The following is a 21,117-nucleotide window of genomic DNA, read 5'->3' on the forward strand; positions in this document are numbered from 1 at the left end:
TAAAAACTCCCGTTTTTTTATTGTCTAGAAATATTCTTCTGCAAAAAATATTATTATAAGCGCCTTCAATTAGCGACCAAGGGTTTGAAGTAATATAATTTCCTTGCCCTATCAGATACGTCTAAAAGACAAATGGGGTCATCGTTTTTTGTAACAGCTCTTAGTGTGATTAACATAATCGCCTCTGTTTTATTTTATAAAGTCATTTTACTTGCAACCATTAAGTAAAGAATGGAGTATAGCAAATTGAATTATAACGTTTTAATTCGGAGGCTATTGTTTAGTGCTTATTGCATAAGTTGTTCTTTAAAATATTCTGCACCATCTCGAATTGCTTCATCGGCAATATTCATTATGCGGCTATAATGTAAAAATGCATGTAATGTACCTGGGTACATTTTATATTTGCACGGTATTTTATTGGCATTTAATGTATTAAATAATGCAGAGCTATCATCTAAAAGTGGGTCAAATTCCGCACTGGCAATAAAGCAAGGTGGAATATTATCAGTTAAATCATTATTGAATAAACAGTAGTATGGCGCATCTCGGCCTCCTAACTCACCAAGGTATGCATTGTCATAACTTTCTAGGTCTTTTTGTGTTAAGCCATCCCATTCCCCGCCATAAAGGCGACGACTCGCTGAGTCCTGTAAGCCATAGAGCCCGTACCAAAGTAAATTAGCTTTAATTTCATGATTTACGATATTATTATCACGAAGCCAAAGAGTTGTTGCTAATGACAGCATAGCCCCAGCAGAGTCGCCTGCAAATCCCGTCTGACTCATATTAATATTATACTTTTCGGCATTAAGAGAATAAAACTGGTATACCGTAGATATTTCCTCAATTGCCTGTGGGTAGCGAGCTTCAGGGGATAAAGAATAGTCAACACCAATGACAGTACAGCCCGTATATAATGCTAATAAACGCATTATCCTGTCGTGGGTATCAAGGTTACCCAAAATAAACCCGCCACCATGGATATAAAATAATGTAGCTGGCGTATTGATTACAGGCTGAAATATACGTGTGAGAACGGTCCCATAAGGGGTTTGGATGCTGGTATCATAGATTGATTGCATGGTTGGTGCATCAGCATTCCAATATTTTCTATCTTCATTATAAGCATCACGTAATGATGATAAATCGGTGTTTTTAGGTGGGTTAGATGTGTTTTTTGAATAAAAATCAATGACTTTGTTCATTTCTGTTGAAATGAGTTTAAGCACGTTTACTTTATTTTTCGGGTTCATTTTTTTCTCCTACCATCATCATTTTTATTGTAGGTGATTTAGAGTATTAAGATGTGACCTTGTTATCCAATATTAAAATCGATATTTTTTATTACATATTGATATTTCATTAGCTTTTAAAGGAGAAGTTTTATTAGCAGATTAATTTTTAAAGGCGAGAGGTCTTAATAAACCTCTGGCTTTTAAATACGATAAATTAATTATTCTAAATATGTGTTGATTAACTAGCGAATGTCGACATTTAAAATTTTAGATATATGAAACAAATGGTCTGTATAAATGGTTTTCTCGCCATTTTCATAACTTAAATAATATTCTGTTGGTATGTATAGTAATTCTGCCATTTCATTCGCTGAAATATGCTTTAATGTGCTTGTCTTTTTTAGGTGTAAACCAAGGTTTTTATTGTTTCTTAACATTTATGTTTTCTAATTTAGCTATTAAGTGTTGAATGCAATATTCTTATATATAAAGGTATTGATTTTTTTGGGGTGATGGATTTAAGTATAGTTTTAACCCTAAATCCATAATTTCACCTTCATTTTCCAGTTCTTTAAGTAAAGAAACAAAAAATGATTCTACACTGATATTAAGCTTCATGAGAAATAGTAGTATTAAGCTAAATGAAATGGTGTTAATACCATTTTCATAACGTGAAACTTGTTGTTGGCTAACATTAAGTAGTTCGCTAACTTCAGCACCTGTCATGTCATTTTCAATACGTTTTTGTCTTAAATAATTTCCCACTAAGGTATTAACTTTGCTATTTAAAATAGCGCGATCCATATTAACCTCTATTTTTATTAAGAATTTTCTGAGACAAAAAACTAGTCAAATATTTACATCAAGTACAATCGTTTTAAACATTTGTTACTCTATTTTTAATCGATTTAAACTATTGATGGATTTCAAACAGTTGATTGAAATTATAATGTATTGACAGTAACATATTGAAAAATAAGTTTATCAACTAATATCTTATTTTTATGCATTTTTTCCTATATTTGTGTTGACTATCGCGAATACTCTTAATGCGAGTATTCGCGATAGCATTTTTTTATGTATAAATAAATACCAATATGAATTGGTATTTTATAATTATTGTATGGAGTTTTATTTATTCATTATTTGAATCATTCATTTTTATTTATTTTATACAAAATTATTTATTATTTTTCACATTAAAAGAACAATAGTGAAATATATATTTACCATTGGAAATGATTTGTTACAACTATTTTTATAAAATAGGAGCGAATGGCTTTATTTTATCTTAGGAATAGAGTCAGTATATTGAAATGTATCATTACTATATATCAAAATTGGGCGTAATAGTTTAGTTTATCGGCATGTTATTTTAAAACTTGATGGTAGTAATGTAATGATAGCTACTAATATTTTTAGACAGTATGAAATGAGTTAAATGGATAGAAGGGGGCTCTGAAAAAATGAGTATTAGGCTGAATTAATCTATCGCATGATGTATCAGAGCCGTGTTGGTGAAATACGCAGGCTTATCCATTAGAGCAATGTTCAAAATTATGTTTAGCCAGTTTAATCGCTTGCTTCTCAATTTCTCTCAAGGTGAGGTTCATCATATCGAGCCCTTTGACATCAATTCTTAAATGGTGAACAGATTTATCATCTCCAGTTAGAATGATATCTAAGCCAATTGTTCTCGTGTTTTCTTCTAAAATATTTATTTGAGTTAAGTTGAATCGCATAGTGCCGCCTTATTGTAAAATTTTGAATGGTGGTTTTACAAAAATTAATACGACTCTACGTTAAACAGCCATGAATTACCTTAACAAAGGGTTAAATATTGTAACGAGTAGTATGAAGGAGACAATAAAATTCTACCTATAGAAAGAAGACATCTACAGAGTAGTAGAGTGAAAAGAGAAAATTTTTCATCTGTTTATACAACTGATTTTATAAAAAAGGTCTGTTACCCAAGTATAACTGGAAGGCATGGTATTTTAACGAGGTACTACTTTCATAAAAAAAGCCCCTGCAAGCAGGGGTATCTAATGGAAATGTATCTGTATAATTATAGTTATAAAGTGCCGATCATCTAAGTCAGCAAATGGATCATATCAGTGTTTATCTTTTAATCCAGTTTAGAGTAAAAATAAAAAGTGATAACGATTGGATATTGGATAGAAAAATAGAACTAAATTGATATGAAACAATGAGGTAGAATGTTTTTGGCCAAGATAAGGAGAAGCCACTTAATAAGTGTATTTAAATGTTAAAAAGTAAAATCCCTATTCGGTTTTTAACATATTGAGGTTGGCTATACAAATTGGCGGTTGTATATGTATAAAAAACTCCCTTGAAATAACTGATTTACAACATATATCAAAGTAGCGACATTTATAAAAAATCAAGAGGCCACTTGTGGGAAATAGACAGTTGGTTAGACAGGCTTTAGATTCTGTATTAGGAAAGCAAATCGGCTCAATACCTGTTATAGAAAAGTTTTTTTCTAGAAACTACATTCAAGTTGTTGATGGTAAAGAAATTGACTTTGATGAGTTTGTTACGCATATGAAGGTATTAAAGGAAGCAACTGAATCAATTACGATAACAATTAAATCTATCGCGGAGGGTGATCACTGCGTTCATACTCAACATTTTGCAAAGGCACTGAAAAAAGACGGTTCTTACAGTGAGTATGAAGTATTTGCCTGTTTTACTATCTTAGATAATAAAATCGTACGTTGTGAAGAGCTGACGCGAATGATCCAAGGCGGCAAATCCGACCGAGACTTGGGTTCACGAACTTAACGTAATTATACCTAAGTAATTTGAAGGGTAGAAAAATAATTTTTGTTTGTCAGATTAACTGCAAAGTAAATGCCCAGCTTCTTGCTGGGCGAGTTTGTTAACGTGGATAAGTGAGCTGTAAGCCAGCGCCAACTTCTTTAACTGGGGTATGTTTAGCTAAATGTATTTTGGCCGCAAGATCAGTGCAGTGGCATGGGTGGATGTGTAATAAATCCTGCTGGTTAAAGTAGTTACTCGTCTGTTCTAAAATATCATCAGAGGCTTGTTGTAAGTGAAAACCGCCAATCACTGTGACAATTTTATTGATACCTGTGACGTGTTTTGCATATTCAACAATGTTGCAAATACCTGAATGAGAACAGCCTGTTATCACAATCAGTCCGGCTGTTGTTTTTATTGCGAGAGCGGTGTCATCAAGGACATAATCATCGACGTGCTGTTGGTTTTCATCCAGAGTGATACCGATAGGGGCCTTTCCTTCAAAGTTATTATTTCGAGGTATTTGGCCTAAAAATATAATATTGTCAGACAAATAATATGGTTGTATAGATTCAACGCATGTGAAATAAGCATCAAGTACATTTTTTGGCGTATTCGCACCAATCACTTTCGATTGAAATTGTTTTAGTTTTAATGCATCAGGATGATAAATAAGGTGCTTGGGTTGTTTTTGTTCAACATTACGACGGTCAAAATGCTGGATTAAATGACCTAATCCCCATGTGTGGTCATTGTGGCCATGTGAAAGCACAAGGTCAGTGATGTCGGCTAAGTCAATATTAAGTGTATGGGCATTATCAATAAAAATGTCAGAGTAACCGGTATCAAATAATATTTTTTTGCCATCAGCTTCAATGTGATAGCAGACACCTGGCTCACCGCAGAAATAGCTGTCGATGAGTGTGTTGTTATCAACCAGAACGGTAATTTTAATTGTCATAGTGGGCTCGTTGTTATTCGAAATAATCGATATATGTTATATCAGATTATTTGTTGGAAATATTCAATGGCAGGGAAACACGAGCGAAAGAAAAATATACGAAAGGAAATAAGAATATGGGCACTATGAATAGCGCCCAGTGGTTTAATAATTTAATTTAGTGAAGCTTTTTAATTTTTAGATCTTTTTTCTGCTCAGTGATGTCAGATGTTTGTGTCTCTTTGGCTTCAACGTGGAAAATAGAAATAATCTTTTCCAATAAATCGGATTGCGATTCGAGTGCTTTTAATGAAGATTGTAATTCACGTGTCATTGAAGCATTCGCCTGAGTTGTGTTATCTAATTCATTGATAGCAAGGTGGATTTGGCTCACACCGTGAGTTTGTTCATTAGAAGCAAGGGCAACGCTTTGGATCATCTCGTTAATATTAGAGGTATCCTGAGCGATAGAGACGATATTATCGTTAGCATCCGCAGCCAATTGGAAACAATGATTAATTTTATCATTTGAATTATTAATGAGTAATTTAATTTCTTTGGATGCTTGTGTACAACTAATTGATAATTCACGAACCTCATTAGCCACGACGGCAAAACCTTTCCCATGTTCACCGACTCGAGCAGCTTCGACAGCAGCATTTAACGCCAACAGATTCGTTTGGAAGGCGATATTATCAATCGTAGAGGTAATTTTGCTGATTTCTTTAGAAAAGTCGACAATATCATCCATATTCTCAACAACATCAGAAATTAGCTCATTGCTCTTATCTATGGTGAGACTCGTTGCAGACATGAGCTGACAAGATTGATTTGTGTGTGCCGTATTGAGTTTGAATGAAGAGTCTAATTCTTCAACGCTGGCGGCCGTTTCAACAATTGCCGCTGCTTGTTGGTCTGCGCGGATGGATAAATCGTGGTTCATTTGAGTGATATCATTCAACTCAACTTTAATATGGTGAGTATTATCATAGATATTTTTTACAATTTCAATGAGCTTACTTTGCATATTAGAGACATGCATTTTAAGTAGTTTTATTTCAGAAAGGCCTTTATTATCAAACTGATGATAAAGAATACCTTGACTAACTTTTTCGATACCATCAATAACTTGGTTGAGAGGGCGGATAAAGAAAAATTGCAAAATAAAACGAATGAACAGTGTGACAATGGTGATTATTGTAATGATCACAATAAGACCAATGATGCTTTGGTTATAAAGTTTTTCGCTTGAGGCGGCAATGTCGTGGTAACGTGTAATAAGTTGTTGATGATAATTTATGTAATTTTTTTCAAATGCGTCTTGGAATGATTGTGTGGGTTGATTTAAAAAATCGTAGGTTTTGCCTTCGATTAAGAAGACAGAAAGCTCATTCAGTGCTGCATATAATGTGTTGTAAGATTTTTCTAAATCAGTGAAAGCTTCACTGTTTTGATACATGGAACTTTCAGAAAAACTTTTCCAATATGCGTTGGTTTGTGTCATTTTTTGATGATAAAACTGAATAAGACTGTCGATGTCAGTATTCGAGGTTTTCATTTTATTGATGATCAATAAATGGCGAGAGCTTGCACGGTTTAAGGTATTTCGTGCTTGAAGTAAAGACTGCCACGTATTGTTCAATTCAGTTTGCTCGTTATAAATTATATCTAGATCATTGAGTGTTGCTTGATACTGTTTTAACGAGCTAAAGAAAAACCAGCAAGTTGACAGTAGCAGAACGATCAGCAATCCTGAAATAAACCAGACTAACGTCGTCGTTTTGAGGCCAGTGAAGGTAAATTTAGCCGAGTTGAATTTAATTTTTTTTGAAGTATCAGACATCATTGATTATTTCCTTTCATACCATCGAGCAGTATGCTTTGAATACATACAAATAACGACTTTCAGACATAACGTTGTTAACCAGGCACAAATCAAAGCTGTCCAATAGGCTAAAATGTTATATATAGTCACGCGAAAGCATCAGGCGTAGGGACTAATTCAATGTATCGGCACTCTTGATGGATACTTTATATGCAATAATATGACTTAGTTCATAAAAATGAATGAAACATAGGTATGTTTACTTAATTTCTTGGAATGGTTAACAAAATGGAAAGAAAATTTTTGAACTGTTGTTTGAATTAATAACATGGTTAACTTTTCAGCAGTAAGAGATGATAATAGGCTAAATTTAAAAAGGAATTGAACTCTTATGTTTTCATTATTCTTAAAGTGTCTAATTGGTGCTGTAGCTGTACTTATCATTGCTTTATTTTCACGGAGCAAAGTCTATTATATTGCTGGACTGGTGCCCTTATTTCCAACTTTTGCGCTTATTGCACATGTGATTGTTGTACAAGAGCAAGGTACTGAAGCATTAAGAAAAACGGCGTTATTTGGATTATGGTCCTTAATTCCGTATGCGATGTATTTACTCACGGTCTATATATTTGCAACCAAAATGACTGCTTGGGGAAGTTTGAGCTTAGCAACAATAATATGGATAATTACGGCTGCTATTTTGGTTTATATTTGGCAGCTTGTTCAATAAAAAAGAAGGCGTTTACTTAAGTTGAATTTTTGGTGAAAAAAATATTTTCGAATAGATTATTAGACTATAAAAATAAACTGTCTGATTAGCTTTGAGGTCGCAAAACAATCGGTATAGACTATAATAATATTTAATGATTTCTCACGGGTTATCTCTATAAAATGTTATTAAGATCTTTAGTTTTATTACTTGTTGCTGGGTGTGCATTCATTGCAGGGATCATGACAGAAATCACTCTTGATCCAGAATTAGATACAGACAGCAGAGTGAGAAGCTCAGTTGAAGACTTCTTGGCATATCCATCTGCTGCAACCTACAAGAATGTGAAATATTATGTGCTCACAAAAAGTGATGAAGGTGAGGAAACAGGGTACTATTGCGGTGAAGTCTTCGGTTTTGAAAATGAATTGCCTCATGGCTATAAGCGATTTATTGTTAGGTTACATAAAAATAAAACAGGCAAAGTAATGATTTCAATTCCATTTGTGGAAAAGACAGATGATATTATTCCCCCTGAACAGTTTGAGTCTGTTTGGGAACGTTATTGCCATCGTGATGGGTAGCTTATTTCTGAGGATTTACATTCGTTAGCCAATTGTTGGCCAACGAATGTAAGATATTTAGCAAATTTTAATGGCTAATGTTGATAGGAATGTTGGCAAATAATGGTCAACAACAAAACGTGGATGTGGCTGCCAATCTTCCTCAAAACCTGCAATATGAAATCCTACTTTAATCTGCCCGCCAATTAAATCAGTTAAAGAATGGCCAAATACAAAGGCTTCTTGTTTTTCATTCTTAAGTGAAATTTGTTCTTCGGATAAAGCATCTAATTCAGAAAATGGCATGGTATAACTTGGTTTGATAATACCTTGTTCATAATATTTTTTATCTCGGTCACCAATAAAAACGATGGGGTTAAAAAAGCTAGATAATAATTTTCCACTTGTTTTTAACACACGGTGACATTCTTGCCAAACAGGATTGACATCTGGAACATACAGGTTAGATATAGGGTGAAAAATAATATCAAACTCTTCGTTGGCAAACATGGATAGTGAGCGCATATCACCTTGTACAGTTTCTAATGTTAAATGGTCACGTTCTGCGACCATTCTATCTTGCTCAAGTTGTTTTATTGAGAAATCAAAAACGGTAACGTGTGCACCCGCTGCGGCTAATACAGGAGCTTGCTGGCCACCACCCGATGCAAGGCAAAGAATTTTTTTTCCATTAATGTCACCTAACCAATCTTTTGAAACAGGGCTAGGGGTAAGATGAACTTGCCAGTTGCCTTGTTTAGCTGCAAAAATGGTTTGAGAATCCACTGGTGTAGACCACGCTTGTTGTGATTCAGCTTGTTTATCCCATGCCTTTTGGTTTACAGAAAGAAAGTCCGTCATTAAATGTACTCCTTAATACAGTAATTCATTTAGTTTACCAAAAAATGTACTAAATGGTACTAAATTAATTTCCTATCACTAAATAGTACTCGGTATTATCAAAAATAAAATTTGTGGCAATATGCATGCCTAATTTTTGGTGGGCGGCTAATGACCGTTGGTTTTGAGTATTAATAAAGGCAACAGGTTTACCTGTATTCAAGGCGCAGATTTTGGCATATAAATTTTTAAGGATATCTTTGCCTCTGTAAGCATTATCAATACAAACGGGCCCATAAAGCCAGTTCTCTTTGATAAGGTCTGGAAAGCGTTCAAGGATAAAGATGGCAATAGGAGGGAGTGTGGAAGATAACGGATTAAAACTGAAAACAACACCGATAACGTCTTGAGGTGTGTAGGCGATAATGGTTCCTGAGCTTCCTTTAAAAATAGCTTCTACCTTAGGAAGTGGAAACTCACCGAGAAGTTCACCGTGGTTAGATGGCGCATTAGCTTGTAACAAATGAGCGACTTTAGGACTATCTGCAAGGTCCATTAAACGATATTGAATAAGCATTTAGCACTCCATTTAACTGAATAAAAATGATTTTTATAATGAATAATATACCTCATTGAAATTGTGATTGTTTAATTTCATAATAATGTTAATTATCTTCTTACGATGAAAAAAAATGCTAGCAAAATTATACCCTGTATTTTTACTTGTGATTTCAAATGTCTTTATGATGTTTGCTTGGTATGGACATTTAAAGTTTACGACAAAACCGTTATATGTAGTGGTGTTTTTTAGTTGGTTAATTGCTTTTGTTGAATATTGCTTTGCTGTGCCAGCTAACCGATTGGGACATCAGTTTTACAGTGCAGCAGAATTAAAAACAATGCAGGAAGTTATTACACTCTGTGTGTTTGTGCTTTTTTCAGTTTTATATCTGGGAGAGAGCATAACTGTTAACCATATTATAGGTTTTACCCTCATTTTTGCGGGGGCATTTTTTATTTTTAAAGGACCATTTTAAAATAAAAGGAGCAGGTTAGTGCCTGTTCCTTTTACTTTGGTCGCGTGGGAACAGGGGATTATGCCCAACCTTTTTTATGGAATTCTTTTAGAACCGTGACAAATTGTTCCATTTCCTCTGGGGTTCCAAGTGTTAAACGATTCCAGCCTACAGCAGGAGGGAACTCTCGTCCTACCATAACGTTGGCATCAGCCATGCGCTGCTTATAAGTTTTTACATCGCCTTTTACTTTATGAAAAATAAAGTTTGCTTGCGAAGGTGCATATTCCAATCCCAATTCATTCAGTGCTGTTTCGACAATTTTACGTGACAAATTGTTGGATTTAAGGCTGTACGCGATAAAGGCCTTGTCTTTCAATGAAGCAAGGGCGGCGACAGCACCCGCTGTATTTGTGTTATCAATGGATAAAAATTCGTCTACGGCAGTGATAACTTCTGGTGCTGCTACTCCATAGCCAACGCGTAACCCCGCGAGTGCAAATATTTTTGAAAATGTTCTTGTAACAATAAGGTTCTTTTGCCCTTTTTTAACTAATTCTATTGCGCTGATAAAGCTAGGGTCTTCGACAAATTCAGCATAGGCCTCATCAACAATAAAAAATTGGTTATCAGAAGCTTTGCTCATCCATCCGTCTAACTGACTATGAGGGGTGATCATGGCTGTTGGGTTGTTTGGATTACAGATATAAATCATGGATAGGCCATCAAAATTATTTGCGGCTTTCTCCATTTTTTCTAAGTCAAAAGATAAATCTGCTTTTAGAGGGATTTTTGTAATTTGTACGTCAAGTGGAAGTGAGTACAGTTCAGCATAATTGAACGTAGGGTCAGGGGTGACAAGTTGAATTTTTCTCCCTTGGCTTTTAGCTTTATTTACCAACATGGCTACAGCAGCTTGGATGGTTTCTGATGAACCATTACCGATACTGATATGCTTATCAGATAAATCATAAAGCGAGCCAATATTGGTGATTAATTCAGCTCGAGCATCGTCAGGGTAGCGAAATGAATTTGGTAAAGCAGCGATAATGGCGTCTTTCGCTTTTGGGGACATCCCTAATGAGTTCTCATTAAAATTGAGTAATAGCGGATGCTTAGTATCTGGTAGCTGTACCGATGCTGTATTAGCAGAAGCTTGATTTATAAGTGTATTTAGCGCTAATCCACCAGCTACTAATGAAGTGGATTTTAGAAATGAACGACGATCCATAATTATTCCCTGAAATTATTATTCTTGAGCTTATTAGATTACTCAAAATAATCTCAAAGTAAATAATTATATATTTAAAATGATTATTTATTCAGTTGTTTGTGTTTTTAATGTTTTTTTAACTAAAACGATATAACTATTAACCTAATGTAATTAAAAGCATAGGTGGGAATTTGATCATTATTTTCACAAAAAGGAACAATGATTAGTTGAATTTTAATCGCTGTGTAATTTACTATATATCGATAGTGGTTAAATTGGAGTCAGAATGAAATTATTTATGTTTTATATTGGTGGTAACGCCGGTAAATCTAACATTGAAGTCCATGATGTTCAGTTTGTTGTTGCAGAAAAGCCTACAGATGCTTGGCCTGCATTGAGAGAAGCATGGTTTGGAGACAAAGATAAAATACACATCGATGGTTATGCATCTATCCAGTGGGCGGATGGGTTTGATGTTACTTTGAGTAGAGAACCTTCAAAAAATAACAAAAAACTTTATTTTGCGAATGTGGGGGGATATGCCCCAAACCATTTAGCTGAGCTGCATGAGTTTGACTTATTTGTTGGAAAAACAGCAGAAGAAGCGAAGCAAAAAGCGATTAAAACGCTACTCGTTGATAGTCAGCAACAACACAAAGATAATTTGAAAGATGTGGATAACTGTGTGTTACTACATCAAGTTGGTGATTTTTATATTCACCTTACAGAAAATAAGCTGGGGGAGCACTTTATACCGCAGTGGCAAGGTTATCAGCCTATTGGATTATAAGGATAATAGGCTAAGTAACCAACAGGGTAGTATTCACTACCCTGGGTTTTCAATTACTGAGCTTGTACTGGTGTATTTGGTATGATTTCGACTACAGCAACTTTAACCATATACTGTTTGCCGTTTTCACCTTTAGGAACATCAGCCATTATTTTTTTAAGTGCTTCTTCAGGTTGACTGGTTTGTATTGACGTTGAATATTGCATCATTCCTTGATGACGCCTATTGTAGTTATTATTATTATGATAGTTATCACAAGGGCGATTATTATATTGTTGCTGATTTTGGTACCCGCCGCGATGCCAAGAGCCGTTACCATTTCCGTAGCCATCTCCGTGATAGGCAAATGTTGAGAAACTTGCTGCCAGTAAACTTGTCGCAATAATTAATGGTTTAAGAATATTCATATTTCATCTCCTTTGGAATATTTATTAATTATTATATTGGCAGCAAAATTAATTAATTCAACTGGATTTACTTATCTAAATAAATAAATCAATATTCATGCAATATTAACTCATTATTTCTTCACAATGAAAATAAGTTGTTAAAGTAATTAATTTTTCGTTAGTTTACTGATTTTCTGTGAAAAATTTCGCAAGTTTGCTGAGTGAGGTAATTGAGGCGACTGCAATATCTTTATTGTAATCATCACATAAGTTTAATAAACGGTCGATAGCATGTTGTTGTTCAATGGAACACTTATAATCACCTAATGCATTAATGGCTGCAATTTTAACATCATTATTTGTGCCATAAGTTAATTCAACTAAATTTTTAACAATTTTTTCTTTCATAAATTAATTGACGGTAAAATACGGGGGTGCGCTAAGTATAAAGCTAGAAAGTAAAACTTAAAATGTTTTTTTTATCAATGATTAACAAAATGATATAAAAACAACTAATATTAATAAAAATAAATAATGATAATTATAAAATATTCTTCGCGACTAAATAATAAAGTTGGGATGAAAAAAACACTAAGGTAGTGTTCTTAAAGGCTCATTTTGTTCACCGTGATGGCTATTATGCCTTTATAATATACTGAGTAAACACATAGTACGAAGGATGACCGCTTGAAACGTTTAAAAACAAAGCTCTTGATCGTTTTATTGTTAGCGCTGGGCGTTTTTGCCTATCATTTTTATACCACTATTGGTGATTCAGATGTTGAGGATGCTGCTAAGCAATTGGTCGAGAAGAAATTAAACCAACCAGACTCTGTCACATTCAAGGATGTCAGAATTACATTAAAGAGTGAATATAAAGAAGGGAATAGCTACCGAGTTTGTGGCTTATATCAAGATGCATCGCACAATGAGATGCTGCCATTTATAGCTAATGTGAGCGTGCAAGAGGGGAAGTTTTCAGAGCATAGCCAGCTGATTATTAGTGAAACTCCTGAGTTGCAATTTTCAATAGAAAATTTATGTACTAAAGCACCTTGATATGAAAAAGAGCGCAATTGCATGTTGCGCTCTTTTAGTACGTTGGCAAAATTTGCTTTGATTATGACTTGTTCAGGAGTAATTCTGTTTGAATTTTACACGCTGAGATTGAATCATTTAATGATTTAGTGAATTCTGCGTTGTTTTTAAATTTAGATTTATTACTGCGAATGGCATCAATAGCAGAAGTGAGGTTCTGACGGAGGTCGGCTTCAACAGTCTCTAACTTTTTCAAATCAACATTTTCACTTTTCAATTTTGCAATTGCTTCAAGGGTTAGGTCATTACTACTCTTGTTAGTGCTGTATGCTTCGCTTAGCGCTTGACCCGTTATTTCGCAATAATCTTTGGCAGTTTCACTAATATTTAATGGGGCATTGGCTGCCATGGCTAAAGCTGGTGACAGGCAAAGAACCAGTAATAAACGCTTCATAGTCATACCTCTGTTTGCACTCAATGAATAGTTACTCTAAATAATATCTAGAAACTACTATAGCAGATTAGGACTAAAACGGGGAAGTTGTGCTGTATTTCGCATCATTTCATAAAAAAGAGCCAGTATAAATACTGGCCGCTATAAATTAGCAAAAGCAATGTAAATGAAAATTACGTTATATACTTTATCATATAACGATGAGGGGTAAAGGAGTTTTAGTGAAGAGAGTAAAAATATCATGCTAAGTATGATCTTGATCAGGATTTAAGCTAGAGATAGAGAAGTAAAAGAGGGTGATGATTTAACAATATTGATAACTGACTGCAACTTTAATGATGCAGCCAGCCATGAGATACGTAAAGATTACTGATTTTTAAGCCAGTGACCATGTTTTAAAACATCCTCAACAAGCTCATGTAAAACGATATGAGCTTCATTGTCATTATGGAAGCCTTTTGTTGTGAAAGTTGTTGGTCCGCTATCATGTGTAATCAATAGGTTGCTGCTTGGGTACACTTCTAAAACTCGTGCTTTTAATTCAGCACAGAAAGTATCATAAATTTTAGCTGGGAGCTGTTCAATTGAATCATCGGATACTTTGATATTAATTTCCATGTGTAAGCCTCTTGTTAATAAAGCAAATTTGCGCTCAGTGTATTGTTATCATAAAGCATAATCAACATTCATTTTATGACTATCATAATGTGATATTTTGATGTGATGATTTTTATTTTAAATAACGGACTATTACTATATTTAATTTAAATTAAAATTTATTGTCGCTCATAGTTTAAATTTAATTTAAGGATTATTTTTTAATGATGTTTTTTATTTTGATTTTAAGTAATGAATTAAGATTAATCATTAATTTATATGTTTATTAGTTTAAAAAAGTAGCTAAAAATCAAACGATTGATTTTTTAATTTCGAATTAATTTTGTATTTATGTAATGTGTTGATTTTTATGCTTATTTTAAATCGTCTATGTTTAATGGGATTGTTTTTCGTTTGTATTTTTAGAGATTGGTTTTTAGTGATAAGAAAAATGAATTTACATTAAAGATAAAAAAATATAATTTCAGAAATCGATATGTTTGTAAATTGGTTGTATGTTTTTTTGTCCTTTAGTCGTTATATTAAAATGTTTGGCTGATATGGAGCAAGATTAATGACTAACTATTTACGTTAGTTGATTTAATAAAAAAGGAGAGTAATTTGATAGAATTTATAAATTCATTAACGAATATTATTTGGGGTTCGCTGCTTATTTATTTATTACTTGGCGCAGGGCTATATTTTACAATTCGTTCGGGTTTTATTCAAATCAGGCATTTTGGCCATATGTTTGGTATCCTGAAAAATAGCAAACAATCTGATAGCGCAGGGATTTCTTCATTTCAAGCGTTATGTACCAGTTTAGCAGCGCGTGTTGGTACAGGAAACTTAACGGGGGTCGCTATCGCATTAACTGCGGGAGGGCCTGGCGCAATATTTTGGATGTGGGTTGTGGCATTGCTTGGAATGGCGACGTCGTTTGTTGAATGCACATTAGCACAGCTGTATAAAACAAAAGATGACCAAGGGAATTACCGTGGTGGGCCTTCATATTATATGCAAAAAGGCTTAAATCAACGTTGGATGGGTGTTCTTTTTTCTATTTTCCTCATTATCGCATTTGGGTTAGTATTTAACGCTGTTCAAGCTAACTCAATTGCCCAAGCGACTGCAGCTGCTTTTGACTTCAATCCACTTTATGTCGGTATTGGCTTAGTTATTCTTAGTGGCGTCATTATTTTTGGTGGATTAAAATCAATAGCAAAAGTGGCTGAGCTCGTTGTACCTATTATGGCGCTTGCTTATTTGCTGTTAGCTTTCTGGGTTGTTGGTCACCACATCGAACGTTTACCAGACGTTTTTATGATGATTATCCGTAATGCTTTTGGGCTACAAGAAGCCGCAGGGGGCGCTGTAGGCTATGGGGTTGCTCAGGCGATGACTCAGGGCATTCAGCGAGGTTTATTCTCTAATGAAGCGGGAATGGGATCCGCACCGAATGCAGCGGCTTCTGCGTCTCCTTATCCGCCTCATCCAGCTTCCCAAGGGTATGTTCAAATGCTTGGGGTTTTTATGGATACGATTGTTATCTGTAGTGCGACTGCCATTATTATTTTATCGTCTGGGGTATTAGATAGTGGAGTTGATAAAATCAATGGTATCGAATTAACGCAATTAGCATTGTCATCAGCAGTAGGGAGCTGGGGAAGCTCATTTATTGCAATTGCGATCTTTTTCTTTGCTTTTACATCAATAATTGCGAACTATGCTTACGCTGAAAGTAATATGATCTTTTTAGAAAATAACCACACTGCTGGGTTATTTATTTTTCGTTTAGCGGCGCTTGGTATGGTGATGTTTGGCGCATTAGCGGAAATGCCATTTATTTGGAAGTTAGCTGATTTATCTATGGGGTTAATGGCCGTGACGAACCTTATTGCAATTCTTCTATTATCGGGGATCGCATTCAAATTAGCTAAAGATTACAACCAACAATTAGCGGCGGGGAAAATTCCTACATTCGATATTAACCAACATCCAGAATTGAAAAAACAATTTGAAGAAGGGATTTGGGAAAAAGAGCAGGTCGAAAAATGGGTTGAAAAAGAAAGCTCCCATTAATTAAAACGATATTAAATCATAAAATTCTTAGGTTAAAGCCTAGGAATTTTTTTATGTAGAGAAAAGTACTTGCATTCCAATGTGTTGAGCTATAAGGTTTTTTAAAAGAATAATAGTTTGTTTATTAGGCGTATTTTTTAAAAATTAACTGGCAGAGAAAATAATGAAACTAGGTCAATACGCAGCGACACTGTATGGGGTTATTTCTATCTTACTGTGGAGCACTATGGTTGGATTGATCCGCAGTGTTAGTGAAAACTTCGGCCCTGTAGGCGGTGCGGCATTAGTGTATACCATTGGTTCAATTGTTTTAGTTTTGGCAATGGGCTTCCCAAAGATAAAGCAATACCCTAAACGTTATTTATTTTGGGGGACATTGTTATTCGTCAGTTATGAAATATGTTTTGTGCTCGCACTCGGTTTAGCCAATAACCGACAGCAAGCTATTGAGCTGGGAATGGTGAATTATTTATGGCCAAGTTTTACCATCGCATTAGCCGTTTTTTTTAATCGTCAGCGTTTTACCCTATTACTTGCTATAGGGTTAGTCCTTGCGTTTATGGGGCTTGTCTGGGTTATTTCTGGCGATCAACCACTTTCTATTGAGTCTATTTTAGCCAATATTCAAAGTAATCCACTTTGTTATTTTCTCGCCTTTATCGGCGCGATTTTTTGGTCATTTTATAGTAATGTGACGAAACGTATTTCAGGTGGTCATAATGGAATGGTGCTCTTTTTTATTATGACAGCAATAGGGTTGTGGGTTCTTTATTTATTTAGTGCGCCTAGTGAATTTAACATTACGCCAAATAGCCTGACTTTATTACTTATCGCTGCTATTGCGACAGGTGGTGCGAATGCATTGTGGACTTTCGCTGTCATCAAAGGAAATGTCGCCTTTTTGGGCACACTCTCATATTTCACCCCTGTTATTTCAACGGCATTTGCTTCCGTATTATTAAGCACAGCATTGACATTGGGCTTCTGGCAAGGGGTTTTAATGGTCACCATTGGTTCAATTGTCTGTTTTCTTGCAACAAGGCAAAAACAGGTTAAATAAAGCGCGAAAACAGCTCAAGTAAATGGGCTGTTTTCCAGCTGGTTTATGAGTTAGACATTAATAAATTTATTAATGGCGATAGCAACACCATCTTCTTCATTCGTACCGGTGATAAATTTCGCCATTTTACGTATAGGCTCTACAGCATTTCCCATCGCAACACAAACACTGGCATATTGCAGCATTTGGATATCATTATTTTGGTCGCCAATGCTCATGACTTTATCAGGGGTTAGCCCCAATTTTTCACAGATTATCTGAAGTGCTGCACCTTTATTAGCCGCTTTATTGGATATTTCAAGAAAGTAAGGGCTGGTTCTCGTCAGTGCATAATTTTCGAAGACATTTTCAGGAATATAACTGATACCCATTTCCAATGTTTCTGGGTGGTCAATCATCATAAATTTTGTGAAGGCAAGGGAACGGTCCATCTCATTGGCAGGGCAATATACCAGTGGTGTATTGGTGAGATAAGCATCCATTACGGTGTAGTGGCTAATATGACGATTAGCGGTAAACATCGTGTTATCTGCAAGGGCATGCATGTGAATACCCACATTTCGGCTTAATTCTTCAAAATATTCAAAGTCATCAAAGTCTAATGGCGTTTCTACTAAATGGCTACCATCGCTCGCTTGGTGGATAACACTGCCATTGTTACTAATACAATAATTATTAGCGGTATCTAGACCTAACTCTTTAAGGTAAGGAGCGATCCCTGAAAAGGGGCGCCCTGATGCGAGTACGACATAAACCCCTTTTTGACTGGCTTGTATGACGGCATCTTTAACTGCGGGGGATATTTGATGTTGGGGATTGAGTAATGTGCCATCTAAATCAATAGCAACCAGTTTGATAGACATCCACTGCCTCCTGAAATTAATACATTACCACAGTACCTTACTCTAATTATTCGTAATGTAAATTATCTAAGTGGGTATAAATCAGATAATGGAGGATAAAAAACAGCCTTGAACAGCGCATGTTTCCAGCGACTGTTCAAAAGCATTGTGCGTGATGATGGGGTGAAATGATAATGTGTTAGAACATTAATGAGTAAATTCAAAATATTAATGTGATTAACACATGCTCACTCATACTCTCGAGTTAAATGCAGCGGCTCTTTGATATCAAGTTGGATTTGGTCATTTTGCCTAAAATCAAATGGCGTAATGCCATACTCCTTACGGAACATATAGGTAAAGTGAGATTGAGAACCAAAACCAAAATCGAGGGCAATATCGAAGATAGTTTGGTTACTATTGCGTAGCAAATTAACGGCGCCAGCTAAACGGCGTTGGCGAATGTATTTTCCCAAGGAAATCCCAGTGACTTCTTTGAATATTTTTTGCATATGCCAAAGTGAGTAGCCTGAATAGGCTGCGAGCTCTTCCAGATGTATGACTCGACCCAGATGTTCTTCTATCCATTTACTCAACGCATAGACAAGTGCTAAGTGATTATCTTGTGGCATCTCAAATAATTTCTTGTTTTACGGTAGCTGAAGTATACACAACTTCATTTCCCCATGACAAAGGCTGGTTGTGCGATATTCACTGTTTTTTGAATAAAAAAAGCACAAACAGAATAAGTTAACGAAGGATAGCGCTTAAAATAAGCTCAATTATTGTAAAGATGAGCCAATTGCTTATTTTCCTCAAATTTCACGGAATGGATTGGCGTACTATTCGCTAATCGAAAATTTACCTGCAATGCAATTAAAATGCACGGTCATAAAATGACAGGGCATAAGTATTGTAATCATTTGAAAAATAAAAATCATCTTTGTTATTGTGAAGGAATGCCGGGTGTTAGGTCGTATCATTGTTATCACAGTTAGTGTTTTGCTTGTTTGCCTATTTCTGTACTTGCTTGCCATGGATAGCGTTTGCGATCAGGGAGGCGATAATTTTATTTTTGGAATTTGCCGTGTAACCGACTTGTTACCATTTTGAATTTGCTTTTTAATGCGCAATACTTGATATTGAAGCGCGATAATAATTATTCAGTATCAATGCGTAATATACGAATAAATAAAAGCAATAAATGAAAAATGCTCTTGGGCATTTAAAATGCAAAAACAGCATCATAAGAATGTGGTTTTAATAAGAAAATTCAAATAAACTTGTCCGATTATTATAATTTTGGACGATAAAAAGCAAGTAATAGGACGAAAGGGTAAAGTTATGGCGCAAGAGCAGCAAATGCTAAAGCGGGGATTGAAAAATAGGCATATCCAGTTGATTGCATTGGGGGGCGCTGTTGGTACAGGCTTGTTCCTTGGAATTGCAACAACCATACAAATGGCAGGGCCATCTGTTCTGTTAGGTTATGCATTGTGTGGCGTTATCGCCTTTCTGATTATGCGTCAATTGGGCGAGATGATTGTACAAGAGCCTGTTGCGGGTTCTTTTAGTCATTTCGCTTTTAAATACTGGGGTGGTTTTGCGGGCTTTTTATCCGGCTGGAACTACTGGTTTATGTTTATCCTCGTCGGCATGACAGAATTAACTGCCGCTGGGAAATACATGCAACATTGGTGGCCAGAGCTACCAATTTGGGTATCTGCGGTCATATTTTTTATTGCCGTTAATGCGGTAAACTTGATTAATGTTCGTTCTTACGGTGAAACCGAATTTTGGTTTGCATTAATTAAAGTTGTTGCCGTTGTCGCCATGATTATCTTTGGTTGCTATCTTCTGCTAAGTGGCCATGGTGGGCCACAGGCTAAAGTCAGTAACTTGTGGGAATATGGTGGCTTTTTTGCGAAGGACTTCCACGGGCTTCTGATGGCGCTTGCTATTATCATGTTCTCGTTTGGTGGTTTAGAGCTAGTGGGGATCACGGCGGCTGAAGCGGAAGATCCTGAGAAAAGCATTCCAAAAGCTATCAACCAAGTTGTTTACCGTATCTTGATTTTCTATATCGGTTCACTTGCTGTCCTGTTGGCGCTTTATCCGTGGGTTGATCTCGATGGTAAAACAAGTCCATTTGTCTTGATTTTCCATGAGTTAGGCGACTTGCTGGTTGCGAATACCTTAAACTTTGTGATTTTGGTTGCGGCTCTTTCTGTCTATAACAGTGGCGCTTACGCAACAAGCCGTATGTTATTTGGTTTGGCTCAGCAAAATAACGCACCGAAATTTTTATCTAAAGTGAACAAAGGTGGTGTCCCTGTTATGGCATTACTGGTTTCTGGTATTGCAACGTCAGGTGGGATACTGATTAGCTTTGTGATGGAAGGAAAGGCATTCGAATTATTGATGTCCTTAGTCGTCACCACGTTGGTATTGAACTGGATTATGATTTGCGTTTCAAACTTGAAGTTCAGAGCTGCAATGAATAAACAAGGTATAGCTACCAAATTTAAGAGTATTTGGTACCCGTTTGGTAACTACCTGTGCTTAGCATTCCTGCTGTTAATCTTAGGTATTATTCTTACCATGGATGGATTACGTGTTTCTGTTCTGATGATCCCTGTGTGGATCGGCGTACTGTGGATTGGTTATCAATTCTCTGGTGCGAAGAAACAAGAACTAGCAAAACGCCAACAAAGCTAGAATTAAACGCGTAAAA

At 35.5% G+C, this 21,117-nt stretch carries 24 protein-coding genes; 10 read left to right on the forward strand and 14 right to left on the reverse strand.

Annotated features, from left to right (window positions below; all coding sequences use genetic code 11):
• Window positions 1–287 precede the first annotated feature (287 nt).
• The 3 genes from aes to J6836_RS05240 form a co-directional block, all read right to left on the reverse strand.
• Complete coding sequence (gene aes / locus J6836_RS05230) at window positions 288–1,256, reverse strand: acetyl esterase (RefSeq protein ID WP_219247427.1); 969 nt, start codon at window positions 1,254–1,256, stop codon at window positions 288–290.
• Between the two features lie 462 nt (window positions 1,257–1,718).
• The gene (locus J6836_RS05235) at window positions 1,719–2,042 is read right to left on the reverse strand and encodes a helix-turn-helix domain-containing protein (RefSeq protein WP_219247428.1); all 324 of its coding nucleotides are present in this window, start codon (window positions 2,040–2,042) and stop codon (window positions 1,719–1,721) included.
• Window positions 2,043–2,770: 728 nt separating this feature from the next.
• Complete coding sequence (locus J6836_RS05240) at window positions 2,771–2,980, reverse strand: hypothetical protein (RefSeq protein WP_219247430.1); 210 nt, start codon at window positions 2,978–2,980, stop codon at window positions 2,771–2,773.
• A 676-nt stretch (window positions 2,981–3,656) separates the two neighbouring features.
• Here J6836_RS05240 and J6836_RS05245 point away from each other — a divergent pair.
• Window positions 3,657–4,046, forward strand: a complete 390-nt coding sequence (locus J6836_RS05245; RefSeq protein ID WP_219247432.1) for a nuclear transport factor 2 family protein — start codon at window positions 3,657–3,659, stop codon at window positions 4,044–4,046.
• Between the two features lie 97 nt (window positions 4,047–4,143).
• On the opposite strand, the gene J6836_RS05250 is transcribed toward J6836_RS05245, so the two are convergent.
• Both J6836_RS05250 and J6836_RS05255 read right to left on the reverse strand, forming a co-directional pair.
• Complete coding sequence (locus J6836_RS05250; RefSeq protein ID WP_219247434.1) at window positions 4,144–4,986, reverse strand: MBL fold metallo-hydrolase; 843 nt, start codon at window positions 4,984–4,986, stop codon at window positions 4,144–4,146.
• Between the two features lie 157 nt (window positions 4,987–5,143).
• The gene (locus tag J6836_RS05255) at window positions 5,144–6,811 is read right to left on the reverse strand and encodes a methyl-accepting chemotaxis protein (RefSeq protein ID WP_219247436.1); all 1,668 of its coding nucleotides are present in this window, start codon (window positions 6,809–6,811) and stop codon (window positions 5,144–5,146) included.
• Window positions 6,812–7,181: 370 nt separating this feature from the next.
• On the opposite strand from J6836_RS05255, the gene J6836_RS05260 reads away from it, so the two are divergent.
• Both J6836_RS05260 and J6836_RS05265 read left to right on the forward strand, forming a co-directional pair.
• Window positions 7,182–7,520, forward strand: a complete 339-nt coding sequence (locus J6836_RS05260) for a GlpM family protein (RefSeq protein ID WP_219247437.1) — start codon at window positions 7,182–7,184, stop codon at window positions 7,518–7,520.
• A gap of 161 nt (window positions 7,521–7,681) precedes the next feature.
• On the forward strand, window positions 7,682–8,083 hold the full coding sequence (locus tag J6836_RS05265) for a hypothetical protein (protein WP_219247439.1): 402 nt from the start codon (window positions 7,682–7,684) through the stop codon (window positions 8,081–8,083).
• Window positions 8,084–8,140: 57 nt separating this feature from the next.
• Here J6836_RS05265 and J6836_RS05270 read toward each other — a convergent pair whose 3' ends face one another.
• Entirely contained in the window at window positions 8,141–8,923 is a 783-nt protein-coding gene (locus J6836_RS05270; RefSeq protein ID WP_219247441.1) for a class I SAM-dependent methyltransferase, read from the reverse strand.
• A 64-nt stretch (window positions 8,924–8,987) separates the two neighbouring features.
• The gene (locus J6836_RS05275) at window positions 8,988–9,479 is read right to left on the reverse strand and encodes an N-acetyltransferase (protein WP_219247443.1); all 492 of its coding nucleotides are present in this window, start codon (window positions 9,477–9,479) and stop codon (window positions 8,988–8,990) included.
• Window positions 9,480–9,594: 115 nt separating this feature from the next.
• On the opposite strand from J6836_RS05275, the gene J6836_RS05280 reads away from it, so the two are divergent.
• Window positions 9,595–9,939, forward strand: coding sequence for a DMT family protein (locus J6836_RS05280; RefSeq protein ID WP_219247445.1), 345 nt, complete (start codon window positions 9,595–9,597; stop codon window positions 9,937–9,939).
• A gap of 58 nt (window positions 9,940–9,997) precedes the next feature.
• Here J6836_RS05280 and J6836_RS05285 read toward each other — a convergent pair whose 3' ends face one another.
• Entirely contained in the window at window positions 9,998–11,149 is a 1,152-nt protein-coding gene (locus tag J6836_RS05285) for a pyridoxal phosphate-dependent aminotransferase (protein ID WP_219247447.1), read from the reverse strand.
• 268 nt (window positions 11,150–11,417) lie between these two features.
• On the opposite strand from J6836_RS05285, the gene J6836_RS05290 reads away from it, so the two are divergent.
• The gene (locus tag J6836_RS05290; protein WP_219247449.1) at window positions 11,418–11,921 is read left to right on the forward strand and encodes a DUF1543 domain-containing protein; all 504 of its coding nucleotides are present in this window, start codon (window positions 11,418–11,420) and stop codon (window positions 11,919–11,921) included.
• 53 nt (window positions 11,922–11,974) lie between these two features.
• Here J6836_RS05290 and J6836_RS05295 read toward each other — a convergent pair whose 3' ends face one another.
• Both J6836_RS05295 and J6836_RS05300 read right to left on the reverse strand, forming a co-directional pair.
• Window positions 11,975–12,328: a hypothetical protein gene (locus J6836_RS05295; RefSeq protein WP_219247451.1), complete on the reverse strand. Its 354-nt coding sequence runs from the start codon at window positions 12,326–12,328 to the stop codon at window positions 11,975–11,977.
• Between the two features lie 165 nt (window positions 12,329–12,493).
• A complete protein-coding gene (locus J6836_RS05300; RefSeq protein ID WP_219247452.1) occupies window positions 12,494–12,718 on the reverse strand; it encodes a HEAT repeat domain-containing protein in 225 nt (74 codons plus the stop codon).
• A 279-nt stretch (window positions 12,719–12,997) separates the two neighbouring features.
• Between J6836_RS05300 and J6836_RS05305 the strand changes: the two genes are divergently transcribed.
• Window positions 12,998–13,369, forward strand: coding sequence for a hypothetical protein (locus J6836_RS05305; protein WP_219247454.1), 372 nt, complete (start codon window positions 12,998–13,000; stop codon window positions 13,367–13,369).
• A gap of 61 nt (window positions 13,370–13,430) precedes the next feature.
• On the opposite strand, the gene J6836_RS05310 is transcribed toward J6836_RS05305, so the two are convergent.
• Both J6836_RS05310 and J6836_RS05315 read right to left on the reverse strand, forming a co-directional pair.
• Window positions 13,431–13,802, reverse strand: a complete 372-nt coding sequence (locus tag J6836_RS05310; RefSeq protein WP_255586327.1) for a hypothetical protein — start codon at window positions 13,800–13,802, stop codon at window positions 13,431–13,433.
• Window positions 13,803–14,168: 366 nt separating this feature from the next.
• On the reverse strand, window positions 14,169–14,420 hold the full coding sequence (locus J6836_RS05315; protein WP_219247458.1) for a DinI family protein: 252 nt from the start codon (window positions 14,418–14,420) through the stop codon (window positions 14,169–14,171).
• A 600-nt stretch (window positions 14,421–15,020) separates the two neighbouring features.
• On the opposite strand from J6836_RS05315, the gene J6836_RS05320 reads away from it, so the two are divergent.
• Both J6836_RS05320 and yddG read left to right on the forward strand, forming a co-directional pair.
• Window positions 15,021–16,481 carry an alanine/glycine:cation symporter family protein gene (locus J6836_RS05320; RefSeq protein ID WP_219247460.1) on the forward strand — a complete coding sequence of 487 codons (1,461 nt, stop codon included), beginning with the start codon at window positions 15,021–15,023 and terminating at the stop codon, window positions 16,479–16,481.
• A gap of 163 nt (window positions 16,482–16,644) precedes the next feature.
• Window positions 16,645–17,541 (forward strand): aromatic amino acid DMT transporter YddG, encoded by an 897-nt coding sequence (gene yddG / locus J6836_RS05325; protein ID WP_219247461.1) that lies wholly within the window; start codon window positions 16,645–16,647, stop codon window positions 17,539–17,541.
• 50 nt (window positions 17,542–17,591) lie between these two features.
• Here yddG and yidA read toward each other — a convergent pair whose 3' ends face one another.
• Together yidA and J6836_RS05335 are read right to left on the reverse strand one after the other, a co-directional pair.
• On the reverse strand, window positions 17,592–18,404 hold the full coding sequence (gene yidA / locus J6836_RS05330) for a sugar-phosphatase (RefSeq protein ID WP_219247463.1): 813 nt from the start codon (window positions 18,402–18,404) through the stop codon (window positions 17,592–17,594).
• A gap of 227 nt (window positions 18,405–18,631) precedes the next feature.
• Window positions 18,632–19,015, reverse strand: coding sequence for a helix-turn-helix domain-containing protein (locus J6836_RS05335; protein WP_219247465.1), 384 nt, complete (start codon window positions 19,013–19,015; stop codon window positions 18,632–18,634).
• A gap of 346 nt (window positions 19,016–19,361) precedes the next feature.
• On the opposite strand from J6836_RS05335, the gene mgrB reads away from it, so the two are divergent.
• The gene (gene mgrB, locus J6836_RS23325) at window positions 19,362–19,496 is read left to right on the forward strand and encodes a PhoP/PhoQ regulator MgrB (protein ID WP_442959471.1); all 135 of its coding nucleotides are present in this window, start codon (window positions 19,362–19,364) and stop codon (window positions 19,494–19,496) included.
• Between the two features lie 231 nt (window positions 19,497–19,727).
• On the forward strand, window positions 19,728–21,101 hold the full coding sequence (locus tag J6836_RS05345; protein ID WP_219247470.1) for an amino acid permease: 1,374 nt from the start codon (window positions 19,728–19,730) through the stop codon (window positions 21,099–21,101).
• Window positions 21,102–21,117: the final 16 nt, after the last annotated feature.

This window comes from Providencia sp. R33, assembly GCF_019343475.1.
In the GTDB taxonomy this organism is placed as follows: Bacteria; Pseudomonadota; Gammaproteobacteria; order Enterobacterales; family Enterobacteriaceae; genus Providencia.

Coding starts and splice junctions, on each gene's coding strand:
- aes (WP_219247427.1), bottom strand. CDS start 1,256: ATGAACCCGAAAAATAAAGTAAACGTGCTTAAACTCATTTCAACAGAA.
- J6836_RS05235 (WP_219247428.1), bottom strand. CDS start 2,042: ATGGATCGCGCTATTTTAAATAGCAAAGTTAATACCTTAGTGGGAAAT.
- J6836_RS05240 (WP_219247430.1), bottom strand. CDS start 2,980: ATGCGATTCAACTTAACTCAAATAAATATTTTAGAAGAAAACACGAGA.
- J6836_RS05250 (WP_219247434.1), bottom strand. CDS start 4,986: ATGACAATTAAAATTACCGTTCTGGTTGATAACAACACACTCATCGAC.
- J6836_RS05255 (WP_219247436.1), bottom strand. CDS start 6,811: ATGATGTCTGATACTTCAAAAAAAATTAAATTCAACTCGGCTAAATTT.
- J6836_RS05260 (WP_219247437.1), top strand. CDS start 7,182: ATGTTTTCATTATTCTTAAAGTGTCTAATTGGTGCTGTAGCTGTACTT.
- J6836_RS05265 (WP_219247439.1), top strand. CDS start 7,682: ATGTTATTAAGATCTTTAGTTTTATTACTTGTTGCTGGGTGTGCATTC.
- J6836_RS05270 (WP_219247441.1), bottom strand. CDS start 8,923: ATGACGGACTTTCTTTCTGTAAACCAAAAGGCATGGGATAAACAAGCT.
- J6836_RS05275 (WP_219247443.1), bottom strand. CDS start 9,479: ATGCTTATTCAATATCGTTTAATGGACCTTGCAGATAGTCCTAAAGTC.
- J6836_RS05280 (WP_219247445.1), top strand. CDS start 9,595: ATGCTAGCAAAATTATACCCTGTATTTTTACTTGTGATTTCAAATGTC.
- J6836_RS05285 (WP_219247447.1), bottom strand. CDS start 11,149: ATGGATCGTCGTTCATTTCTAAAATCCACTTCATTAGTAGCTGGTGGA.
- J6836_RS05290 (WP_219247449.1), top strand. CDS start 11,418: ATGAAATTATTTATGTTTTATATTGGTGGTAACGCCGGTAAATCTAAC.
- J6836_RS05295 (WP_219247451.1), bottom strand. CDS start 12,328: ATGAATATTCTTAAACCATTAATTATTGCGACAAGTTTACTGGCAGCA.
- J6836_RS05300 (WP_219247452.1), bottom strand. CDS start 12,718: ATGAAAGAAAAAATTGTTAAAAATTTAGTTGAATTAACTTATGGCACA.
- J6836_RS05310 (WP_255586327.1), bottom strand. CDS start 13,802: ATGAAGCGTTTATTACTGGTTCTTTGCCTGTCACCAGCTTTAGCCATG.
- J6836_RS05315 (WP_219247458.1), bottom strand. CDS start 14,420: ATGGAAATTAATATCAAAGTATCCGATGATTCAATTGAACAGCTCCCA.
- yddG (WP_219247461.1), top strand. CDS start 16,645: ATGAAACTAGGTCAATACGCAGCGACACTGTATGGGGTTATTTCTATC.
- yidA (WP_219247463.1), bottom strand. CDS start 18,404: ATGTCTATCAAACTGGTTGCTATTGATTTAGATGGCACATTACTCAAT.
- J6836_RS05335 (WP_219247465.1), bottom strand. CDS start 19,015: ATGCCACAAGATAATCACTTAGCACTTGTCTATGCGTTGAGTAAATGG.
- J6836_RS05345 (WP_219247470.1), top strand. CDS start 19,728: ATGGCGCAAGAGCAGCAAATGCTAAAGCGGGGATTGAAAAATAGGCAT.